The sequence below is a fragment of the Bacillus norwichensis genome, from assembly GCF_014836955.1.
In the GTDB taxonomy this organism is placed as follows: Bacteria; Bacillota; Bacilli; order Bacillales; family Bacillaceae_C; genus Siminovitchia; species Siminovitchia norwichensis.
The window spans coordinates 22440-39718 of the sequence record NZ_JACSPV010000002.1 but is presented as its reverse complement, the minus strand read 5'-3'; the positions used below and the strand labels follow the sequence as shown (position 1 = coordinate 39718).

The window sequence follows — 17279 nt, the reverse complement described above, 5'->3', positions numbered from 1 at the left end:
CCTCTATGTTTTAACCAATAAGTATTCTCTCACATATCGACAAAAATTTCATCTTCTTTGACACAAATCGTATAAAACTTCAAAAATCAACAAAATTACTCATTTTGGAACTGCCTATACGTTTCCTTTAGTTTCTCTTCAAGCTTTTTAAAACCGCTTTTCCCATTTTCTAATTTTTCTTTCCACTTTTTTGCTTCATCAATCATCTTATCATCAAAATTCTTCATTTTTTCTTTTAAAGACTTCTCTTCTTTTTTCCGTTCTTCCTCAAGACGCTGATTAATGGATCGTGTACCAAACTCACTCTTTTCAACATGAGGAAGTGTCTGCTCCATCATCGAGCGGAAAATAGGGACCACCGTTTCACTGCTCGAACCTCTTAAATAATGGTCCCTGTCAGTTAGATCATAACCAAGCCAAACAGCTCCCACAAGGTCCGGCGTGTAACCGACAAACCATTGATCCTTCGTGCCATCCGTTATTTCCGGATAAGGAAGCTGTGTTGACCCGGTCTTTCCAGCAATTTCATACCCAGATACTTTTGCATTCCGCCCAGTCCCTGTCTCTACTACATTAAGGAGGATAGCCGTCATTTTTTCTGCCGTTTTTCGACTCGTCACCCGTTTGGTTTTCGGTTTAAATTCACCTTCTACATTCTCTGTAGGCCCAACGATTTTTGTAATAATATGGCTTTTTTCCCTTTTTCCTTCATTAGCGAAAACCGAATAGGCCTCTGCCATTTGCTGTGGAGAATACCCAGTGGTCGTTCCACCCAAAGCAAGACTAAGGTTTTCATCTTCTTTTTGGATAGGCAGCCCAAATTCCTTAGAAGATGCAATACCTTTATCCAGTCCTATCTCATTCAAAAGCCAAACAGCCGGTACATTTAGTGATTGTTCTACTGCAGTATATAGCTTAACTTCTCCGGCGTGTTGCCCATTGAAATTTTTCGGTTTATACTCCCCAAAAGTCATTCCTTCTTCATCTTTTAACATAGATTCTGCTGTATAACCTTCTTCAAGTGCAGGTGTATATACAGCAATAGGCTTCATCACAGAACCTGGTTGCGCCTTTAATTGGGTCGCCCTGTTATATGCACGGAATGAGTGCTCACCTCTGCCGCCAATTAATCCGCGGATTCCTCCCGTCTTAGGGTCAAGCATGATCGCCCCGCTTTGCGCAAGCGTTCCATCTTGGCTTACTGGAAAAAGAGAGTTATTTGTATATACCCTTTCCAAACCAGCTTGAACATTTTGATCCATCTCCGTGTAGATTTTATAACCTCGCGTCAATATTTCTTCCTGAGTCAAACCGTATTGGTTAATGGCCTCATTCAAAACAGCGTCTACATAATAAGGATACTTTCCTTTCAGTGGATCTTCTCCTTTGTCTTCAAGTACAATTTTCTCATTAACAGCTTCTTGATATTCTGATTCACTGATCATTTCAAATTTCAACATTTGCTTTAAAACAAGATTTCGTCTCTCAACTGATGCGTCATAATTTTTATATGGGTCAAGGGCTGATGGTCTATTCACAATCCCTGCCAGCATGGCTGCTTCACTAAGCGTAATTTGACTTACATCTTTGCCAAAAAACTTTTTGGATGCATTTTGGACCCCCCAGCCTCCGCTACCAAAAAAGGCTTGGTTTACATACATTTCCAATATTTCATCCTTCGTAAACTTCTTCTCGATTTCAACGGCCAAGAATATTTCTTCAAGCTTTCTCTTATATGTCCGCTCTGGAGAAAGGAGAGCGTTTTTGGTCAACTGTTGCGTTAGAGTACTTCCTCCAGCCGTAATTCTTCCAGCAAACAGATTTTTAAAAAACGCACGAGAAATACCATAAACATCGAATCCTCTATGCTTATAAAAACGATGGTCTTCTATAGCAACAACGGCGTCCTTTAAGTTTTGGGGAACATCCGCAATCGGAACACCTTCCATCCGGTTAGCAGAAATTTTACTCGCTTCATCACCATCTTTGTCATAAATAACGGTTGCTTGTGCCAGTCCTTTTTTCAAAGATTCAACATTAGCGGCACTCGCTAAGTAAGCAAAGTATGATAGACCAATCAAGATCACTAGCGAAATAACCAATAGCAATATTTGATTAAGATGCGCTTTTTTCCAAAATTTCCAAATACTATCCTTTATTTTATGAAGTAGGTCCATACCTTTTCCTCGCTTTCGATTGACCTGGCTCCAATTATTCATTTGGAAACCAATTATAATATAATGTTTTTCCGGTCGAAAAGCTACAGGAAAAGTAAGGGCGGCTGTCGAATAGCGACAAACCCAAGGAAACAGCAATGCTTTTCAACCGACCAACTGTTTGAATATGACCTAAAACGATAGACGCGCACCCGATTCTCATCCCGTAGCTTCGATAAGATCAAGCCATTACGTCTTATCAAGGAAAAAGATAACAGTCTGCTAATGTTAGCTTCTGTCTTACAACAAAAAAACAACCGGTTTTTTCCGATTGTTTAAGGAGATTGGTGATCAAATTCTTTTTCATCAACCTTTGTCAGCTTATCTTCCAACGTCTTCATATACATATAAACAATTTGCCTTGTTTTATCATCCGCTCCAATGATTTCCAGATGCTTCATACACTTTCTTATCACTGGATCCATCTTTCTGCTTTTACTCTCTTCATTTTTCATATTACCTACTCCATTCTACAAGATTTGACTTGCAAAACTTCTTAAGTTATAAAAATCGCCATTTTGCACCAAATATAATGGGTAGTAATATATTAAATTATATCTATTATAAATATACTTCCAAAAAAAGTATATAGGTACATTTTATCAACTTTTCAAAAAATATAGTCTACAAAGCGAATTACACGTTTTTCGCACTAAAAATACATGACTTTATTTTCTGTTTTATATATTTTCTGTATGGTAATCTGTTTTAAAAAAATTGATGGAATTTGTTTCTTTGAGGTATAACCTACAAAATGTGTCATATATATCTACTAAACTCTTAAAGAAAATGCATAAATTTATTATTTAAGTGAGTCTTTTTACTCTTCAACTGATATAATGGAAAGGAGGTGAGTGCGGTATGGATCAGCTTACGGACGAAGTGATATCTTTTCTTCAACAAAATGAAACAAACTTCCTCAATAAATGGAAAGAAAAAGCGATGCTTCCCCCTGATCTGACACAGCTTCAAAGAGAGAAGTTAGACAGTTCGGGAAAGTTCATATTTCAAGTTGCTTTGCATGCGTTATCATTACCGAAAGCAGACCTGCAAAGCTACATACAGGCCAGTGCCTATAAAATTGCGCAGATAAAAATAAGAGAAAACTCAGACATTGAAATTTTAGTTTATAATCTGAACATGGCGAAAAACATCCTTTGCGAAGAAGCTTCTTATTTCTCCAAAGAGATGCAAACTTTGAAAAAAGTTTTCAACCAGCTATCCTACATATTTGATCATTTTTCATATCATGCTGTCATGCATTATAGCAGATTAAAACAACAATTAATTGAGCAGGAAAATCGACATATTCATTCAAGTCATGAGGACCGTCTCACTCTGCTTGGCCAAATGACATCAAGCTTCGTCCATGAATTCAGAAATCCTTTAACAACCGTCCAAGGATTTGTACAGCTCCTGCGTGCGGAGTATCCCGACCTTCCGTACATGGATATCATATCCTCAGAACTGGATCAACTAAAATTCCGGATTACTCAATTTCTAATGCTTTCGAAAAAACAGGAAGTCGATCAGGAAGAAGTCATTTTCTCCTTGAATGAGCTTGTTGAGCAAGTCGCTTCCTTTGTGTATCCGAGACTGCTTGAATTGAAGGTATCGCTTCAGCGGGAGATGGAAGAAAACCTATATGTAAAAGGAATCCAGGAAGAGGTACGGCAGGTTATTATCAATATCATCTTTAACGCCATTGAAGTGATGGTAACTACAGACGCAGAATCCGTCATACTTATTAAAAGTTACCGGGATGGAGATTCTATTTATCTCGAAGCCTCGAATACCGGTCCAAAGATTCCTGACTCTTTGATTAAGGATATCTTTGAACCTTTTGTCACGACCAAAAAAACCGGTACAGGCCTGGGGCTTTACGTTTCAAGACAAATCATAGAGAAACATCGCGGGCAGTTATTATGCAGTTCCAATGATGAATGGACCACTTTCACGATTATCCTCCCTGCCCCACTTCAAAAGGACTAAGAATGGTACTTATCGCAAGCAAAATTTTATATTCTTCATAAAGTTACATTAAATATGCATTCAATTTGAAAAAGAGCGGTAACCCCGCTCTTTTTCTTTCGTGGTTTTTACCACCAGGCTGCGCCAACAATGATTAATAAAATAAACAATACGACGATCAACGCAAAGCCGCCGCCGTAGCCAAAACCGCCTCCGTAGCCGTAGCCTCCATAGCCGCCACAGCCGAAGCCGCATCCTCCGCCCCAGAACATAAACATTCACCTCCTGTATGGGAATAAGGAAAATCCCTACATAATAAAATATTCAGTTTGTCAGTTTATGTTTGGGCTTGCGCCATATACAATCAATAACATTTTTAGTTTTACACACAATCCGCTGTTATAATATATATGTAGGAACAGCACGAAGGGAGTCAAACAATTGAAATCATTAGTACTGGCAGAAAAGCCAAGTGTTGCAAGGGATCTAGCTCGGGTTCTCGGCTGCACGGAGAAGAAGAAGCATTCCATCGAGGGGCCGCAATTTATCATTACATGGGCTTTGGGACATTTGATAGAACTCAAAATGCCGGAAGACTATGATCAAAGGTATAAAACTTGGAAATTGGAAGATTTGCCGATTATCCCTGAAAAGATGGACTTAAAAGTAATTAGACAAACTTTTCCACAATTTAAAGGAATTGAACAGCTTGCCAAAAGAAAAGACATAAAAGATTTGATTATTGCTACTGATGCAGGTCGCGAAGGTGAGCTCGTTGCCCGTTGGATTATCAAGAAGGTTCGCTGGAAAAAGCCGTTGAAACGCCTCTGGATTTCATCTTATACTGACCGCGCAATCAAAGAGGGATTTCGCCAATTAAAGCCAGCAAAGCAATATGATGCTTTATATGATTCAGCTGTTTGTAGAGCTGAAGCTGACTGGCTTATCGGATTAAATGTGACAAGAGCCTTAACAACTAAATTCGACGATCCCCTTTCAGCGGGACGTGTACAGACCCCGACACTAGGAATGATCATCAAACAGGAAAAAGAAATTCAATCCTTCGTTCCAAAAGAGTATTGGACAGTTCATATTCAAGCAGGCAGTCTAGAAGCCGAGTGGGAGAATCAGGGAGAAAAAAGAATTTTTTCAAAAGAGAAGGCAGATGCCATTATCAGCAAAGTAAAAAACAAAGAAGCGGTTGTAAAATCGATTGATCGTAAAGAGAAATCAGAACAACAGCCTCTCCCCTACGATTTAACTGAATTACAAAGAGATGCAAACCGTAGATTTGGCTTTTCTGCAAAAAAAACATCGAATGTTTTGCAAGGTTTATACGAAAGCCATAAAATCGTTACTTATCCTAGAACAGATTCAAGATATTTGACCAATGATCTGGCCTCCACAATGGGTGATAGACTTGAAGCCCTTCGTCCAGCATACAAAGACGATGTACAGCCAGTATTGAAACAGAAGGTAAAAGTGCTTGCCTCTCGTGTTTTCAACAACCAAAAAGTCACGGATCATCACGCCATCATTCCAACGGAACAACCGGTAAGATTGGGTGACCTTTCACAGGATGAAAGAAAGCTGTTTGATTTGATCGCTAAACGCTTTTTGGCACTGTTTTATCCAGCACACAAATATGAAACACTTCGTGTCACGTTTGATGCCGCTGGGGAAACATTCCTAGCAAAAGAAACGACTGTTATTGAGGATGGTTTCAAAGTTTTAACGAGGCAGCAAGATGAAAAGAAATTTAAGTCGCTGCAACATTTAAAACAGGGGCAAACATTAAACATCACAAGCAGTCGACTTCAGGATCATCTAACGGAAGCTCCGCCAAGATTCACGGAGTCCGACCTCTTGGCAAGAATGGAGAAATATGGACTTGGTACACCAGCTACAAGAGCCGATATTATCGAAAAGCTTCTCAGTTCACAGGTGATTGATCGAACAAACAACCGCCTTTTCCCTACTTCAAAGGGAAAACAGCTTATTGAACTGGTTAACGACGAGCTTAAATCTCCGGAATTAACTGCCAAGTGGGAAGCCGAACTGGAAACGATCGCTCGTCAAAAAGGAGATCCTGAGCAATTTTTACAAAATATCCGAAAACAAACAAAGCGGCTTGTGAATGAGGTAAAGCAAAGCGACAAGTCGTATAAAGCCCATAATATTACAGGGACTAAATGTCCGGAATGCAGCTCTCTCATGAAAGAAATAAAAGGAAAAGATGGACGCATTCTTGTTTGCTCAAACCGGGAGTGCAATTTCCGGAAAAGGAAAGACCCGAAGCTATCCAATCGCCGCTGTCCACAATGTCATAAGAAAATGGAAATTCATGATGGAAAAGCGGGTATGTATTTCCAATGCCGATCATGCAATCTTGTAGAAAAAGCTGAAAACCGGAAAAAGGCAGTCACAAAGCGCGAGGAACGCCAATTGCTGAAAAAGTACTCCAATCATAATGACGAAAGTTTTGGAAACAGCATGGCTGATGCTTTAAAAGCGGCGCTAAAAGATAAAAAATAAAGGAAAACAGGCTTTAAAAAGCCCCTAAAATAAATCTGGCGGGAAAAACTCATTTTTCTCCGCCAGATTTTGCATATTGATTGGCTAGTTTCGCCCTTCATAACCGTTTCAATAGGAAGCCACTTTAATCTTTACTAATCGTTACCGTTTGAATGTAACCTCTTGTGCAGGTAACCTTTCGCCACCATTTGTTACTGTTTCAAATGGGAACCTTTTGTTCTTAAAATGGGCATCTTTCGAACTCAATCGTTCCCGTTTTTTGCTGTAAATTACTTAAGGTGGGAGCTACAAGGAATGTCCACTTACTTTTTTGAATACCTTTTTTCTCACGCATTCATTTCCCTATATAGGTTGGCCATCTCAATGGCTCCAACTGCTGAATCCCAGCCTTTGTTCCCTGCTTTTGTTCCAGCACGTTCAACCGCCTGCTCAATCGTATCTGTCGTCAAAACTCCAAATATCACAGGAATTCCCGATTGCAGTGCAACATTTGCCGCACCTTTAGCAGCTTCGTTGCAAACATAATCAAAATGCGGGGTTGCCCCTCTGATCACAGTTCCTAAAGTAATAATCGCATCGTATTTTTTCGTTTCCGCCATTTTTCTAGCTGTCAAGGGTATTTCAAATGCACCAGGCACCCATGCTACTGAAACATCATCTTCGGAAACGCCATGGCGCCTTAATGCATCAAGCGCACCAGATAACAGTTTTCCTGTAATAAATTCATTGAATCTCCCCACGACAATACCGATTTTCAATCCTGTACCAACTAAATTCCCTTCAAAAACTGTTGTCATCTTTTATCTCTCCTCATATATCAAATTCACCTTAGCCTATTTGCGCACAGATTTTATTGAGGTTGGCCCAATAAAATCTGTGGCATCCTTCGGAGGCTTTAAGTTTATTCAGTCAGGGTTTGAACTCCTCTCACCACTTACGGAAGTGGGAGACTTCTGCTGAATGAAGTCAAAATGTAAGCAAATGCCCAAGTTTTTCTGCTTTTGTTTTTAAGTACCTTTCATTTTCATTCTTAAACGGCAGCTGAATCGGCAGTCTCTCAGTCACTTCAACCCCAAAATCTGACAGACTGGAAACTTTTCTTGGGTTGTTTGTAAGCAGTTTGATTTCTTTAATTCCAAGATTCTTAAGAATTTGTGCACCAATACTAAAGTCACGCAGATCAGCTGGAAATCCAAGCTTTTCGTTTGCTTCCACTGTGTCCAAGCCCTCTTCCTGAAGCTTATACGCTTTTAGTTTATTGATGAGCCCAATGCCTCGCCCTTCCTGGCGCAAGTAGAGAAGGACCCCTTCTCCCTCATCGTTGATCCGTCTCAATGCAGATTCAAGCTGCGGCCCGCAATCACAGCGGCATGATCCAAACACATCTCCGGTAAGACATTCAGAATGCATCCGAACCAAGGTCGGAGTATCCGGTTTAAGTTCCCCTTTGACCACTGCCAAATGCTCCTTATCATCCATCATGTTTGAGTAAGCAATGATTTTGAAATCCCCGAATTCCGTCGGCAAAAAAGCTTCTGCTTCCCTATGAACAAGCGTTTCTCTTGTGTTCCTGTATAAAATCAAATCTTTAATTGTAATCATGGACAACCCAAATTGATCGGCTATTTTCCTTAAATCAGGAGTCCGTGCCATCGTTCCATCCTCTTTCATGATTTCACAAATGACTCCTGCAGGCTTTGCACCACTAAGTTTTGCCAAATCCACAGCTGCTTCCGTATGCCCTGGCCTTCTTAAAACCCCGCCCTCTTTTGCAACTAAAGGAAAAATATGTCCCGGCCTTTTAAAAGATTCAGGCTTTGCATTGTTTTCCAACATGTTTAAAATCGTTTCCGAACGTTCAAACGCACTGATGCCTGTGTGGGAATGAACATGATCAATACTGACAGTGAAGGCAGTTCCAAAAGGATCAGTGTTTTGGTCTGCCATTTTTGGCAACTCCAGCTGCTTTGCTTTCTTTTCCGTTACAGGGACACAAATAAGGCCCCTTCCTTCTTTCGCCATGAAGTTGACCACCTCAGGTGTGGCCTTTTCTGCAAGAGCAAGGAAATCTCCCTCATTTTCCCTGTCTTCATCATCCGTTACGATAATGACTTTTCCATTCTTCAAATCTTCAATAGCCTTTTCAATTGAATCAAACATATTGTCACCCCTTCCGTTTTAATCGATAAATCCATTTTCAATAAGCTTATCCATAGTGACTTCAGCCTTAACTTCCTTCCGGCTTTCAAACATGTGATAAATATATTTTCCAAGCATATCGAATTCGATATTGACTGGGTCGCCAATATTTTTATCTGCAAGCACCGTTTCTGCTTGTGTATGCGGGACTAGGGATATAGTTATTTCTCCTTCACCTACGTCAAAAATCGTCAGTGAAGTGCCATCTATTGCAATAGACCCTTTCTCCATTACAAACACTTTAAACTTTTCAGGTATTTGAATAACCATGTAAAGTGCGTTTTCCACTCTTTTTTTACTTAAAAGAGTGCCTGTTCCATCCACATGTCCACTGACAAAATGTCCTCCAAATCTGCCGTTGGCAGCCATGGCTCTCTCCAGATTCACCATTGAACCTGGTGAAAGCATTCTGAGTGATGTGGCATGGAAGGTTTCAGGCATAACATCTGCTTGAAAAGAGGAATGGCTGAATTCTGTCACAGTAAGACAGACACCGTTTACTGCAAGGCTATCACCCAGTTGAACGTCTTCAAGGATATGCTGAGCCTGGATATGGATAGTGAAGGATTTCTCCTTTCGGTCAACTCGCAAAACCTTACCGATTTCTTCAATAATTCCTGTAAACATTCACTCTCCCCTTTCCACTGGTTCAACAACTATTTTGATATCTGGGCCAATTTGTTCGATTGACTTAAATGCCAGGGGGATACTATCTTGTATCGACTGTTTAGGGATCCCGGCGAAAGCCGATGTTCCCTTACCGTTACCGTCATTCAATAACTTCGGAGCCATGTACATGATCATTTCCTGAAAAAAGCCGGAATCAATGAATGAAGAATGAACACTGCTTCCCCCTTCTACAAAAACAGAAAGAAGCTGTTCTTCCCCTAGCCAGTCTAAGAGCGGTTCAATTTCAATTTTCTCCACAGACATTTTTTTCACTTTGATACCTTTTTCCTCAATAACACGACGCTTTTGTTCATTTGCATGCTTCCCGCATACAATAATGGTCAAAGCAGCGTTGTCATTTAAAAGATTACATTCCATAGGAATTTTCAAATGAGTGTCTAATACAATTCGAATGGGATTTTTTCCACCCTGGGGCAATCGGGTTGTAAGATGGGGATTGTCATAAAGCACAGTATTGATACCAACTAATATTGCATCATGGCGATGCCGATAATGATGGACATCAAGTCTAGCTTCATCAGATGTGATCCATTTGCTGTCTCCGCTTGAAGCCGCTGTCTTTCCGTCAAAAGTTACAGCGGTTTTTAATGTGATGAACGGTTTCTTCGTCTTCATAAAATGAAAATAAAATTTGTTTAACTCTTCGGCTTGCTGCTCACAGATTCCATATTCCACCGTAATGCCGGCATGACGCAGCTTCTCCGCTCCATTTCCAGCCACTACCGGATTGGGATCAAGCCCTGCGATAAAGACACGCTTAATTTTTTTCTCAATGATTAAATCAGCGCAAGGTGGCGTTCTTCCAGTATGTGAGCATGGCTCAAGTGTGACATAAAGATCAGCGCCCTCTGCCTTTTCACCCGCCTGTTTTAGAGCGTTTACTTCAGCGTGTGGCCCGCCGGCTTTCAAATGTGCACCCATGCCAACAATCTGTCCGTTTTTGACAACTACACTACCGACTGCCGGATTTGGACTCGTCTGTCCAACAACAGATTCCGCCAACTGTATGGCCAAATTCATATAAAAATGCTTGTCTCTCATAGTGCCTCCTTTCTATTTTCGACGGAAAAAGCCCCGAAACAATGTTTCGGGGCACAAAAAACAGCAAATTTAAATAAGCGTCATGAGTCTTTGGCAAATTTTTTTTACCAAGCTCAAATAAACATACCATTTCGTAAAAAAATGTATGAGAAACAGACGCCTTTTTCCTTCTCCCATCCAGACTTTCACTGTCGGCTTTGGAATTGCACCAAATCCACCGGCTCGATATCGAACCGGGTCACGGACTAAGAGACATAGTCTCATCACCGCCGGTCGGGATTTTCACCCTGCCCCGAAGGAAAAATTATTCGAATTAATCCCTATTATCTCTGTTTAATGCCGACAGTGTCAAGGTTTTTCTTTTTTTCTTCTGAAATCTGAACAAAAATGATCGTTGTGATCGAATTTGGTCAACAAACAATTAAGAGCCCTATACACAAATGCGGGGCTCTTAATGTGTAGAATTATAGTTCTAATGAACCATTAACAAAGGGGTGTATTTGATGGCGTTAGATAGACCTTTTTGAATTAACCGAGGAAGTGATCAAGGATAAGTTGGATGCTGAGGCAGTTGTGATTTTATAAGAAAGTTTGAGCAAAACAATCTTAGAAATTGTTTTAACAACGTTCTTATAATATAACAGCCTATTTTCCGATCATTTTTTTGAACGCTTACGTGGATGTACTGCGAAATCAATGTTAGGCAAATTCTCACTTCAAACGTGTTTACTTGAACAGTCAATAATTAAAAAACTGACATATAACAATTGCTTTGCTATATGTCAGTTTTTTCTTCATATTCGAGTATATCACCAGGCTGACAATTTAATGTCTGGCAGATTTTTTCTAATGTGTCAAAGCGAATACCACGCGCTTTACCTGTTTTTAGTATTGATAAGTTAGCTTGGGTAATTCCAATTTTTTCTGCTAACGCTTTTGAAGAAATTTTTCTTTCTAGCATTACTCGATCGAGATTAATTTTTATCATTAGGAGCTCCCACCTAAATCACGTTGTTAGAATCGTCTTGCAAAGTTATGCCGTATTTAAAAACCACGTAAAGCGTATAAACGATGGCTAACAGAAGAATGTTTCCTATTAAACTTGGCCAAGAATCTGAAAAAATATCACTGACATTGTACGCATGTACTTGCGCAAAGAACAGCTGACTAATGAATTGCAAAATGGTAAAGCTAGTGATCGAGATTAAGATTAGTTTGAGGTACGTAAGATTTTGAGGAACAAAAAAGTGTTGTTCATAAATGTTACCAATCATTTTATGCAGAGCGTACATAATGATAAACAAACAAGCAATGATTGCTAGCGCAGCTAAGCAAGAAAGTACTAAAAACCATACTGATAGGTCTATGTTTGAGTTTATATCTCCATACTGTAGCAATTGATTTTTGACTCCGTTCGGGATCAACAATAAAGCCCCAGTCGCAAACAGTAACATTAATCCAGCAAACGCACATAAAATTTGAGCAATTAGCGACACAATGGACAAAAATTTTAGAACGGACTTGGTAAAAAGATTCATTAGAAATCGCCTCCTTTATTTATTGTAAAACAATAAATAATAATTGTAAAACAATAATTTTCTTTAATGGTATTCCTGACATACAGCAGTATCAGACCACAGATAAACAAATAGTAAAAATAGATGCTCAGATGTATTTTTTGAATGCATATAAAGCTAGTAAGAGAAATTAATGAATTGATTACGGCGTGCACATTAGATGTCGCATCAAAGAAAAATTTGATTACAAAAAATTAGAGGAATTACGCTATTTCTTTGTGCCATCGAAGATGGTTACGTAAGTAAAGATGGAGCTACGATTACAATGACAACAGGGATGGTCACTTAAGAAAAGTTACACAGTATAAAGACATGCTAAGATAGCACATGAACAAGTGAAAATAATTTGGCGCAATCGAAGATGGGCAAAGACTGGTCAGCGCCTTGCCTTTTTTCATGGTGTGAGTTCATGGAGCGTTTATTTTATATTCGATTTACACTATTTAATCACTGCATCCGCCAGAGGCTTTAACCTTCAGCCGGGATTTGAACCCCCGCTGAATGGAATAACAACATCTTTCATCTATTCTGGGAGATTACTGCTGAATGAAGTTAAAGGAGACCATAAAGGCATAACACTTAAAGTCTCAGTTTGCTCTGAATCTTATCACTTGCATTTTTTCGGCTTTTTACATTCCAAAAATATATTGCTATAAACAACATTTTTTAAGTCAACTACCTATTTCCGGTCCAAAATGGGCCATAATTTAGAGTGCGAATAAGCTTCACAAAAGAAAAGTACAACATACTAATGCTTTAAAGCTTTATTTAAGATGAGGTGGTGATCTTTTATGTATAATAATCAGACAGAATATTCCTATGTAAATGATGAACAGCAATTGGAGCGTCAATTTCCAGGTTTACCAATGCCTCCATTTCCGGGACCATCGGGTTTACCAGGTCTTCCAGGGTCGCAACTTTCACAAGCTCCAACTGCTCCTCCTCCACCATTTATTCCTCAACAAGCAGCTATTTCACCATTTGCTGTTGATCCCGGAGCGATTAGGTTGTGCCTGTTTCGTAATACTTTTATATGGCTCAACAACGGTGAAGGGTTTTGGTATTATCCTATTTTCGTGGGTCCAAGATCTGTTGCTGGTTTCAGATGGAATGGCAGGTTCTGGATGATTTTTGGTGTTGATACAAGGAGAATTATTTCGTTTACATGTTTTTAAAAACTATAGTTTTCGAGAGTAATGCTTGAATAAGGGTCACTGTCGATTTACTAGACGGATTATGAAAAATTACACTTAAAGCAAAGAGTGGGTTTATTAAAAAGAACAATTTTGAAGAAAACCGGAGAATTAAAGTAAAGACCATATGTATATCCAGTAAAAATAAGCCCGGTCAAACACGGGCCTATTTTTATTTAATGTTATTTGACAACATCGATCTCCGTTATCATTGCAACTTCAACAACTTCGTATTTTGCGAAGCGCTGACAATATCTTTTTTTATTCGGTGCTTAGTCGCTTGCTTCTTGCGATTGGCAAAAGATGAATCAGCACCGATTGACTTGAGAATAACAAAAAAAGCAACCAACTTCCATGGAGAAGTCCAAATTGGAATTATCCCGTGGCCTTTATTCCCAAGTAAGCAGATTTCACAAGGGGATTCGTACTGATTTCTTCTCTTGAACCGTCCATAATAAACCTGCCTTGGTCCATCACATAGGCACGGTCCGCAACTTTCAAAGCAGCCCTTACATTTTGTTCAACCAATATGACCATTGTCCCCATTTCTCGCTTGATAATCTCTAAGATATCTAGAATTTCGGCTACAATTTTTGGTGCAAGTCCCATTGAGGGCTCGTCCAGTAAAATAATTTTCGGGTTGGACATTAACCCTCTTGCGATAGCCAACATTTGCTGTTCTCCTCCACTTAGATTCCCCCCCAAATTATCGAAATGCTTCTTCAGTCCTGGGAACATCTCAAGCATTTTTTCCATGTTTTTACTAACAAGGTTTTTATCTTTATAATATTTTGTGTAAATGCCTAGAAGGAGATTTTCTTTTACTGTTAAACTAGGAAATACTTGCCTTCCTTCAGGGACCAAGCTCAGTCCCTTCCCCACAACTTTATAAGCCGGCAATCCGCTGAGCACCTCATCGAAAAGGGTGATCTTTCCCCTTGATGGCCTATATAGTCCAGCCAGTGTATTTAGCAGCGTGCTTTTCCCTGCTCCGTTTGCCCCAATAATGGAAATAATCTCTCCTTCATTCACATGAAATTCCAAAGAATGGAGGATTTCTATTTTATCGATGCTCGTTGACAAATTTTTAACTTGGAACATTATATCGCCTCCTCCCCCAAGTAGGCACTGATAACTTGTGCATTATTTTGGATTTCATTTGGTGTACCTGCAGCAATTTTCTTTCCAAAATCGAGGACTACTATTCGATCAGCGATTTCCATCACAGTTGCCATTTTATGCTCAACGAATAAAAAGGAAGAGCCTTTCTTCTTTAAATCTTTAATATAGCCAGCCATAGTACTCGTTTCAAAATCATTTAAACCGGCCATTGGCTCGTCGAGCATGATTAAGGACGGATTATAAACAATAGCTCTGGCAAACTCCAGTTTCTTCTGTTGTCCGTATGATAGTTGCCCAGCCTGTTCTAGTGAAAGCTCCTCGAGACCGACCATTTTTAACACTTCACTTGCCAAGCGATAGGCTTCCTCCTCAGCTTTTTTGATGACAGGTAGTCGAAAGCCCGCGCTAAAAATATTTGATTTCGTGTGAACAAACGTGCCCATCATCACGTTCTCCAAAACAGTCATATTAGTGAATATTTGTAAATTTTGGAACGTCCTTGAGATCCCGAGATGGGCTAACTCAAATACTTTTTTTCCAGTCAAGCGTTCCCCTTTATATAGAACTTCTCCTTTTGTCGGATGGATGTAATTAGAAATCATATTAAACAACGTAGTTTTACCTGCGCCATTTGGTCCTATAACAGCCACAACCTCCCCTGCACCCAATGTGAAGCACACATTATTCACTGCTGTTACCCCGCCAAACTGTTTGGTTAATCCTTTTACATCTAAAAGTGTATTCATGTTACGCCCCTTTCTCAGAAGTAACACTCTTTTTCATCCGGTTCTTCACCGATGTATTACCCCTTAAACGTTCAAAGATGCCAACCAAACCTTTAGGCATAAAAATCATCACCAAGATAATAATTAATCCGTAAAAAACGATCTCAACTTCCCCGCTTACATTTAAATAATTGTGTGCAATAAACCTAATTAACTCATTTAAAAACATAATAGCCATGGTGCCAATGATTGCCCCCCAAATAGAGTGGACCCCGCCGACCATGACCATAACCAACAACAATATGGAAAAAGTAATATAGAAGGTTGGCGGAGCTATAAAGTTGATATAGTGAGCATATAAGCTACCTGCCAATGAAGCATACGCTGCACTGATCGCAAAAATCATCACCTTGTATTTTGCTACATTGATTCCTAAAGTCTCCGTCCCAATTTCACTATCATGTATACTCCGCAATAAGCGGCCAATACTGGAGCGAATAATATTCATTGAAAACAAAATGACAAGGAAAGCAATTCCCCAGAGAAAATAATAGAAATATAGTTGATTACCCAGATCAATACCAAGCAGCGATAAATTTGGAATCCCGACCAAGCCACCAGCTCCGCCCGTATACTTACTTAATCCCAGCAGCAATATATAAACAATGACGTTAATGGCAATTGTAGCCAAAGCTAATATATGTCCCTTAAGCTTCAAAACCGGAATGCCGATGATGTAGGCTATACAAAAAGTAACAACCATTCCAATAAGCATGGCCCCCCAAGCAGACACCTCATATTTGGTGGTGAGTACTCCCGAAATATAAGCACCTATGCCAAAAAAGGCAGCATGTCCAATTGAAATTTGCCCAGTGTACCCTATCAACAGGCTGAGACCGACTGTTATTATGGAATAAATACCAATCAAAATCAGCAAGGTAAAAAGGTACTGCGATGAGATGAAAATGGGAGAGAGGAAAATGATTCCAAGAAAAACAAGAAGCTCTTTCCAGCGACTTCCATATAGCATTGTTTCAATATTCTTCATGACGTTTCCTCCTCTCTATACCCGTTCACCAGTGGCTCTTGCAAATAAACCTTGGGGCCTAAGGAACAATACGAAAAGTAAAACTCCGAATGCAATGGCATCACTATAATATGTTGAAATATATCCACCTGAAAAAGCTTCAATGACACCAAGCAACAAACCACCCAGAACAGCTCCTGAAATGCTATGCATGCCACCAAATATCATGGCAACGAAACCTTTTAACCCGATAAAAAAGCCCATCTCGTATGTAGCGTCCGTCAAGGGCGCCACCATAATTCCTGCAATCGCTCCCAGAGCTGCGGCCAGTGTAAAAGCTAACGCAGACATTGAACTTGTATTGATTCCCATAAGACTTGCCGCCTGCGGGTTTTTTTCACTTGCCCTTAAAACCGAGCCCAGAAAAGTTTTGTCGAAAAAATAGTAAAGAAGAAGTAAAAGCAGGATAACAACAGCAAAGATCCATATACTTTGAGGGTTTATCACCGCTCCTAAAAATTTGATGGATGCCATGTCTACAATAGGCTTAAGCGTTTTTGGTGAAGTACCCCAAATAATCATCCCTATTCCCTTTAAAAAAATAGACAATCCAAGTGTGATCACTATCAAGGTAATCGTGGATGCATTTCGTGCAGGATAAATGGCCAATCTTTCTACCCCAAAACCAATCATCGCAGTAATCAAAATGGCAATGAAAACGGCTAGAATGGTTGGTAGTCCCAGATTCACGAGGGTAATACAAGTTAGAGCCCCCACCATAGCAAATTCCCCTTGCGCCAAATTCAGGACTCCGGTCACATTGTAGATGGTTACAAACCCAATAGCGAGCAAAGCATATATGCTCCCAACTGTTAAACCAGTTATTAAATACTGCAAAAATAAATCCATAAACTGTGCTCCTTTCAAAAGACCTATGACAATGACAGTTTGTCCTGTCATAGGTCTCCCTTTCAAATGCCCTT

General features: G+C 39.7%; 15 protein-coding genes, 1 pseudogene and 1 riboswitch. Of the genes and pseudogenes, 3 read left to right on the top strand and 13 right to left on the bottom strand.

Translation table 11 applies throughout. The features are described from left to right. Positions 1-95: 95 nt before the first annotated feature. Together H9631_RS01575 and H9631_RS01570 are read right to left on the bottom strand one after the other, a co-directional pair. Positions 96-2177 (bottom strand): transglycosylase domain-containing protein, encoded by a 2082-nt coding sequence (locus H9631_RS01575; RefSeq protein WP_191809504.1) that lies wholly within the window; start codon positions 2175-2177, stop codon positions 96-98. Positions 2178-2491: 314 nt separating this feature from the next. Continuing rightward, the gene (locus H9631_RS01570) at positions 2492-2671 is read right to left on the bottom strand and encodes a hypothetical protein (protein ID WP_191809503.1); all 180 of its coding nucleotides are present in this window, start codon (positions 2669-2671) and stop codon (positions 2492-2494) included. Positions 2672-3077: 406 nt separating this feature from the next. On the opposite strand from H9631_RS01570, the gene H9631_RS01565 reads away from it, so the two are divergent. Next, positions 3078-4208 carry a histidine kinase N-terminal domain-containing protein gene (locus H9631_RS01565; protein WP_191809502.1) on the top strand — a complete coding sequence of 377 codons (1131 nt, stop codon included), beginning with the start codon at positions 3078-3080 and terminating at the stop codon, positions 4206-4208. A gap of 107 nt (positions 4209-4315) precedes the next feature. On the opposite strand, the pseudogene H9631_RS22755 reads toward H9631_RS01565, so the two are convergent. Beyond that, positions 4316-4390: pseudogene (locus H9631_RS22755) on the bottom strand (YjcZ family sporulation protein); the annotation flags it as partial. 238 nt (positions 4391-4628) lie between these two features. Here H9631_RS22755 and H9631_RS01555 point away from each other — a divergent pair. After that, positions 4629-6722, top strand: coding sequence for a DNA topoisomerase III (locus tag H9631_RS01555; protein WP_191809500.1), 2094 nt, complete (start codon positions 4629-4631; stop codon positions 6720-6722). Between the two features lie 326 nt (positions 6723-7048). On the opposite strand, the gene ribH is transcribed toward H9631_RS01555, so the two are convergent. From ribH to H9631_RS01525, 6 genes are all read right to left on the bottom strand, one after another. Then, positions 7049-7519, bottom strand: coding sequence for a 6,7-dimethyl-8-ribityllumazine synthase (gene ribH / locus H9631_RS01550; protein WP_191809499.1), 471 nt, complete (start codon positions 7517-7519; stop codon positions 7049-7051). 169 nt (positions 7520-7688) lie between these two features. Beyond that, positions 7689-8882 carry a bifunctional 3,4-dihydroxy-2-butanone-4-phosphate synthase/GTP cyclohydrolase II gene (locus H9631_RS01545; protein WP_191809498.1) on the bottom strand — a complete coding sequence of 398 codons (1194 nt, stop codon included), beginning with the start codon at positions 8880-8882 and terminating at the stop codon, positions 7689-7691. Between the two features lie 18 nt (positions 8883-8900). Next, positions 8901-9548, bottom strand: coding sequence for a riboflavin synthase (gene ribE, locus H9631_RS01540; protein WP_191809497.1), 648 nt, complete (start codon positions 9546-9548; stop codon positions 8901-8903). Continuing rightward, on the bottom strand, positions 9549-10652 hold the full coding sequence (ribD, locus tag H9631_RS01535) for a bifunctional diaminohydroxyphosphoribosylaminopyrimidine deaminase/5-amino-6-(5-phosphoribosylamino)uracil reductase RibD (protein ID WP_191809496.1): 1104 nt from the start codon (positions 10650-10652) through the stop codon (positions 9549-9551). It lies immediately after the preceding gene. 161 nt (positions 10653-10813) lie between these two features. Next, a riboswitch (FMN riboswitch) is annotated at positions 10814-10956 on the bottom strand. Positions 10957-11427: 471 nt separating this feature from the next. Next, positions 11428-11640 (bottom strand): helix-turn-helix domain-containing protein, encoded by a 213-nt coding sequence (locus H9631_RS01530; protein ID WP_191809495.1) that lies wholly within the window; start codon positions 11638-11640, stop codon positions 11428-11430. 13 nt (positions 11641-11653) lie between these two features. Next, positions 11654-12190, bottom strand: a complete 537-nt coding sequence (locus H9631_RS01525) for a DUF2975 domain-containing protein (RefSeq protein WP_191809494.1) — start codon at positions 12188-12190, stop codon at positions 11654-11656. Positions 12191-13020: 830 nt separating this feature from the next. Here H9631_RS01525 and H9631_RS01520 point away from each other — a divergent pair. Beyond that, positions 13021-13404 carry a collagen-like protein gene (locus tag H9631_RS01520; RefSeq protein ID WP_191809493.1) on the top strand — a complete coding sequence of 128 codons (384 nt, stop codon included), beginning with the start codon at positions 13021-13023 and terminating at the stop codon, positions 13402-13404. Positions 13405-13797: 393 nt separating this feature from the next. Here H9631_RS01520 and H9631_RS01515 read toward each other — a convergent pair whose 3' ends face one another. From H9631_RS01515 to H9631_RS01500, 4 genes are read right to left on the bottom strand one after another with little or no spacing between them, the layout of a single operon-like run. Next, complete coding sequence (locus H9631_RS01515) at positions 13798-14523, bottom strand: ABC transporter ATP-binding protein (RefSeq protein WP_191809492.1); 726 nt, start codon at positions 14521-14523, stop codon at positions 13798-13800. Further along, entirely contained in the window at positions 14523-15290 is a 768-nt protein-coding gene (locus tag H9631_RS01510) for an ABC transporter ATP-binding protein (RefSeq protein ID WP_191809491.1), read from the bottom strand. The genes H9631_RS01515 and H9631_RS01510 overlap by 1 nt, the downstream gene beginning before the upstream one ends. 1 nt (position 15291) lies before the next feature. Then, positions 15292-16317, bottom strand: coding sequence for a branched-chain amino acid ABC transporter permease (locus H9631_RS01505; protein WP_191809490.1), 1026 nt, complete (start codon positions 16315-16317; stop codon positions 15292-15294). A 15-nt stretch (positions 16318-16332) separates the two neighbouring features. After that, positions 16333-17205 carry a branched-chain amino acid ABC transporter permease gene (locus tag H9631_RS01500; RefSeq protein WP_191809489.1) on the bottom strand — a complete coding sequence of 291 codons (873 nt, stop codon included), beginning with the start codon at positions 17203-17205 and terminating at the stop codon, positions 16333-16335. Positions 17206-17279 lie beyond the last annotated feature (74 nt).

Coding starts and splice junctions, on each gene's coding strand:
- H9631_RS01520 (WP_191809493.1), top strand. CDS start 13,021: ATGTATAATAATCAGACAGAATATTCCTATGTAAATGATGAACAGCAA.
- H9631_RS01565 (WP_191809502.1), top strand. CDS start 3,078: ATGGATCAGCTTACGGACGAAGTGATATCTTTTCTTCAACAAAATGAA.
- ribH (WP_191809499.1), bottom strand. CDS start 7,519: ATGACAACAGTTTTTGAAGGGAATTTAGTTGGTACAGGATTGAAAATC.
- H9631_RS01570 (WP_191809503.1), bottom strand. CDS start 2,671: ATGAAAAATGAAGAGAGTAAAAGCAGAAAGATGGATCCAGTGATAAGA.
- H9631_RS01525 (WP_191809494.1), bottom strand. CDS start 12,190: ATGAATCTTTTTACCAAGTCCGTTCTAAAATTTTTGTCCATTGTGTCG.
- ribD (WP_191809496.1), bottom strand. CDS start 10,652: ATGAGAGACAAGCATTTTTATATGAATTTGGCCATACAGTTGGCGGAA.
- H9631_RS01510 (WP_191809491.1), bottom strand. CDS start 15,290: ATGAATACACTTTTAGATGTAAAAGGATTAACCAAACAGTTTGGCGGG.
- H9631_RS01515 (WP_191809492.1), bottom strand. CDS start 14,523: ATGTTCCAAGTTAAAAATTTGTCAACGAGCATCGATAAAATAGAAATC.
- H9631_RS01500 (WP_191809489.1), bottom strand. CDS start 17,205: ATGGATTTATTTTTGCAGTATTTAATAACTGGTTTAACAGTTGGGAGC.
- H9631_RS01505 (WP_191809490.1), bottom strand. CDS start 16,317: ATGAAGAATATTGAAACAATGCTATATGGAAGTCGCTGGAAAGAGCTT.
- H9631_RS01545 (WP_191809498.1), bottom strand. CDS start 8,882: ATGTTTGATTCAATTGAAAAGGCTATTGAAGATTTGAAGAATGGAAAA.
- H9631_RS01530 (WP_191809495.1), bottom strand. CDS start 11,640: ATGATAAAAATTAATCTCGATCGAGTAATGCTAGAAAGAAAAATTTCT.
- H9631_RS01575 (WP_191809504.1), bottom strand. CDS start 2,177: ATGGACCTACTTCATAAAATAAAGGATAGTATTTGGAAATTTTGGAAA.
- ribE (WP_191809497.1), bottom strand. CDS start 9,548: ATGTTTACAGGAATTATTGAAGAAATCGGTAAGGTTTTGCGAGTTGAC.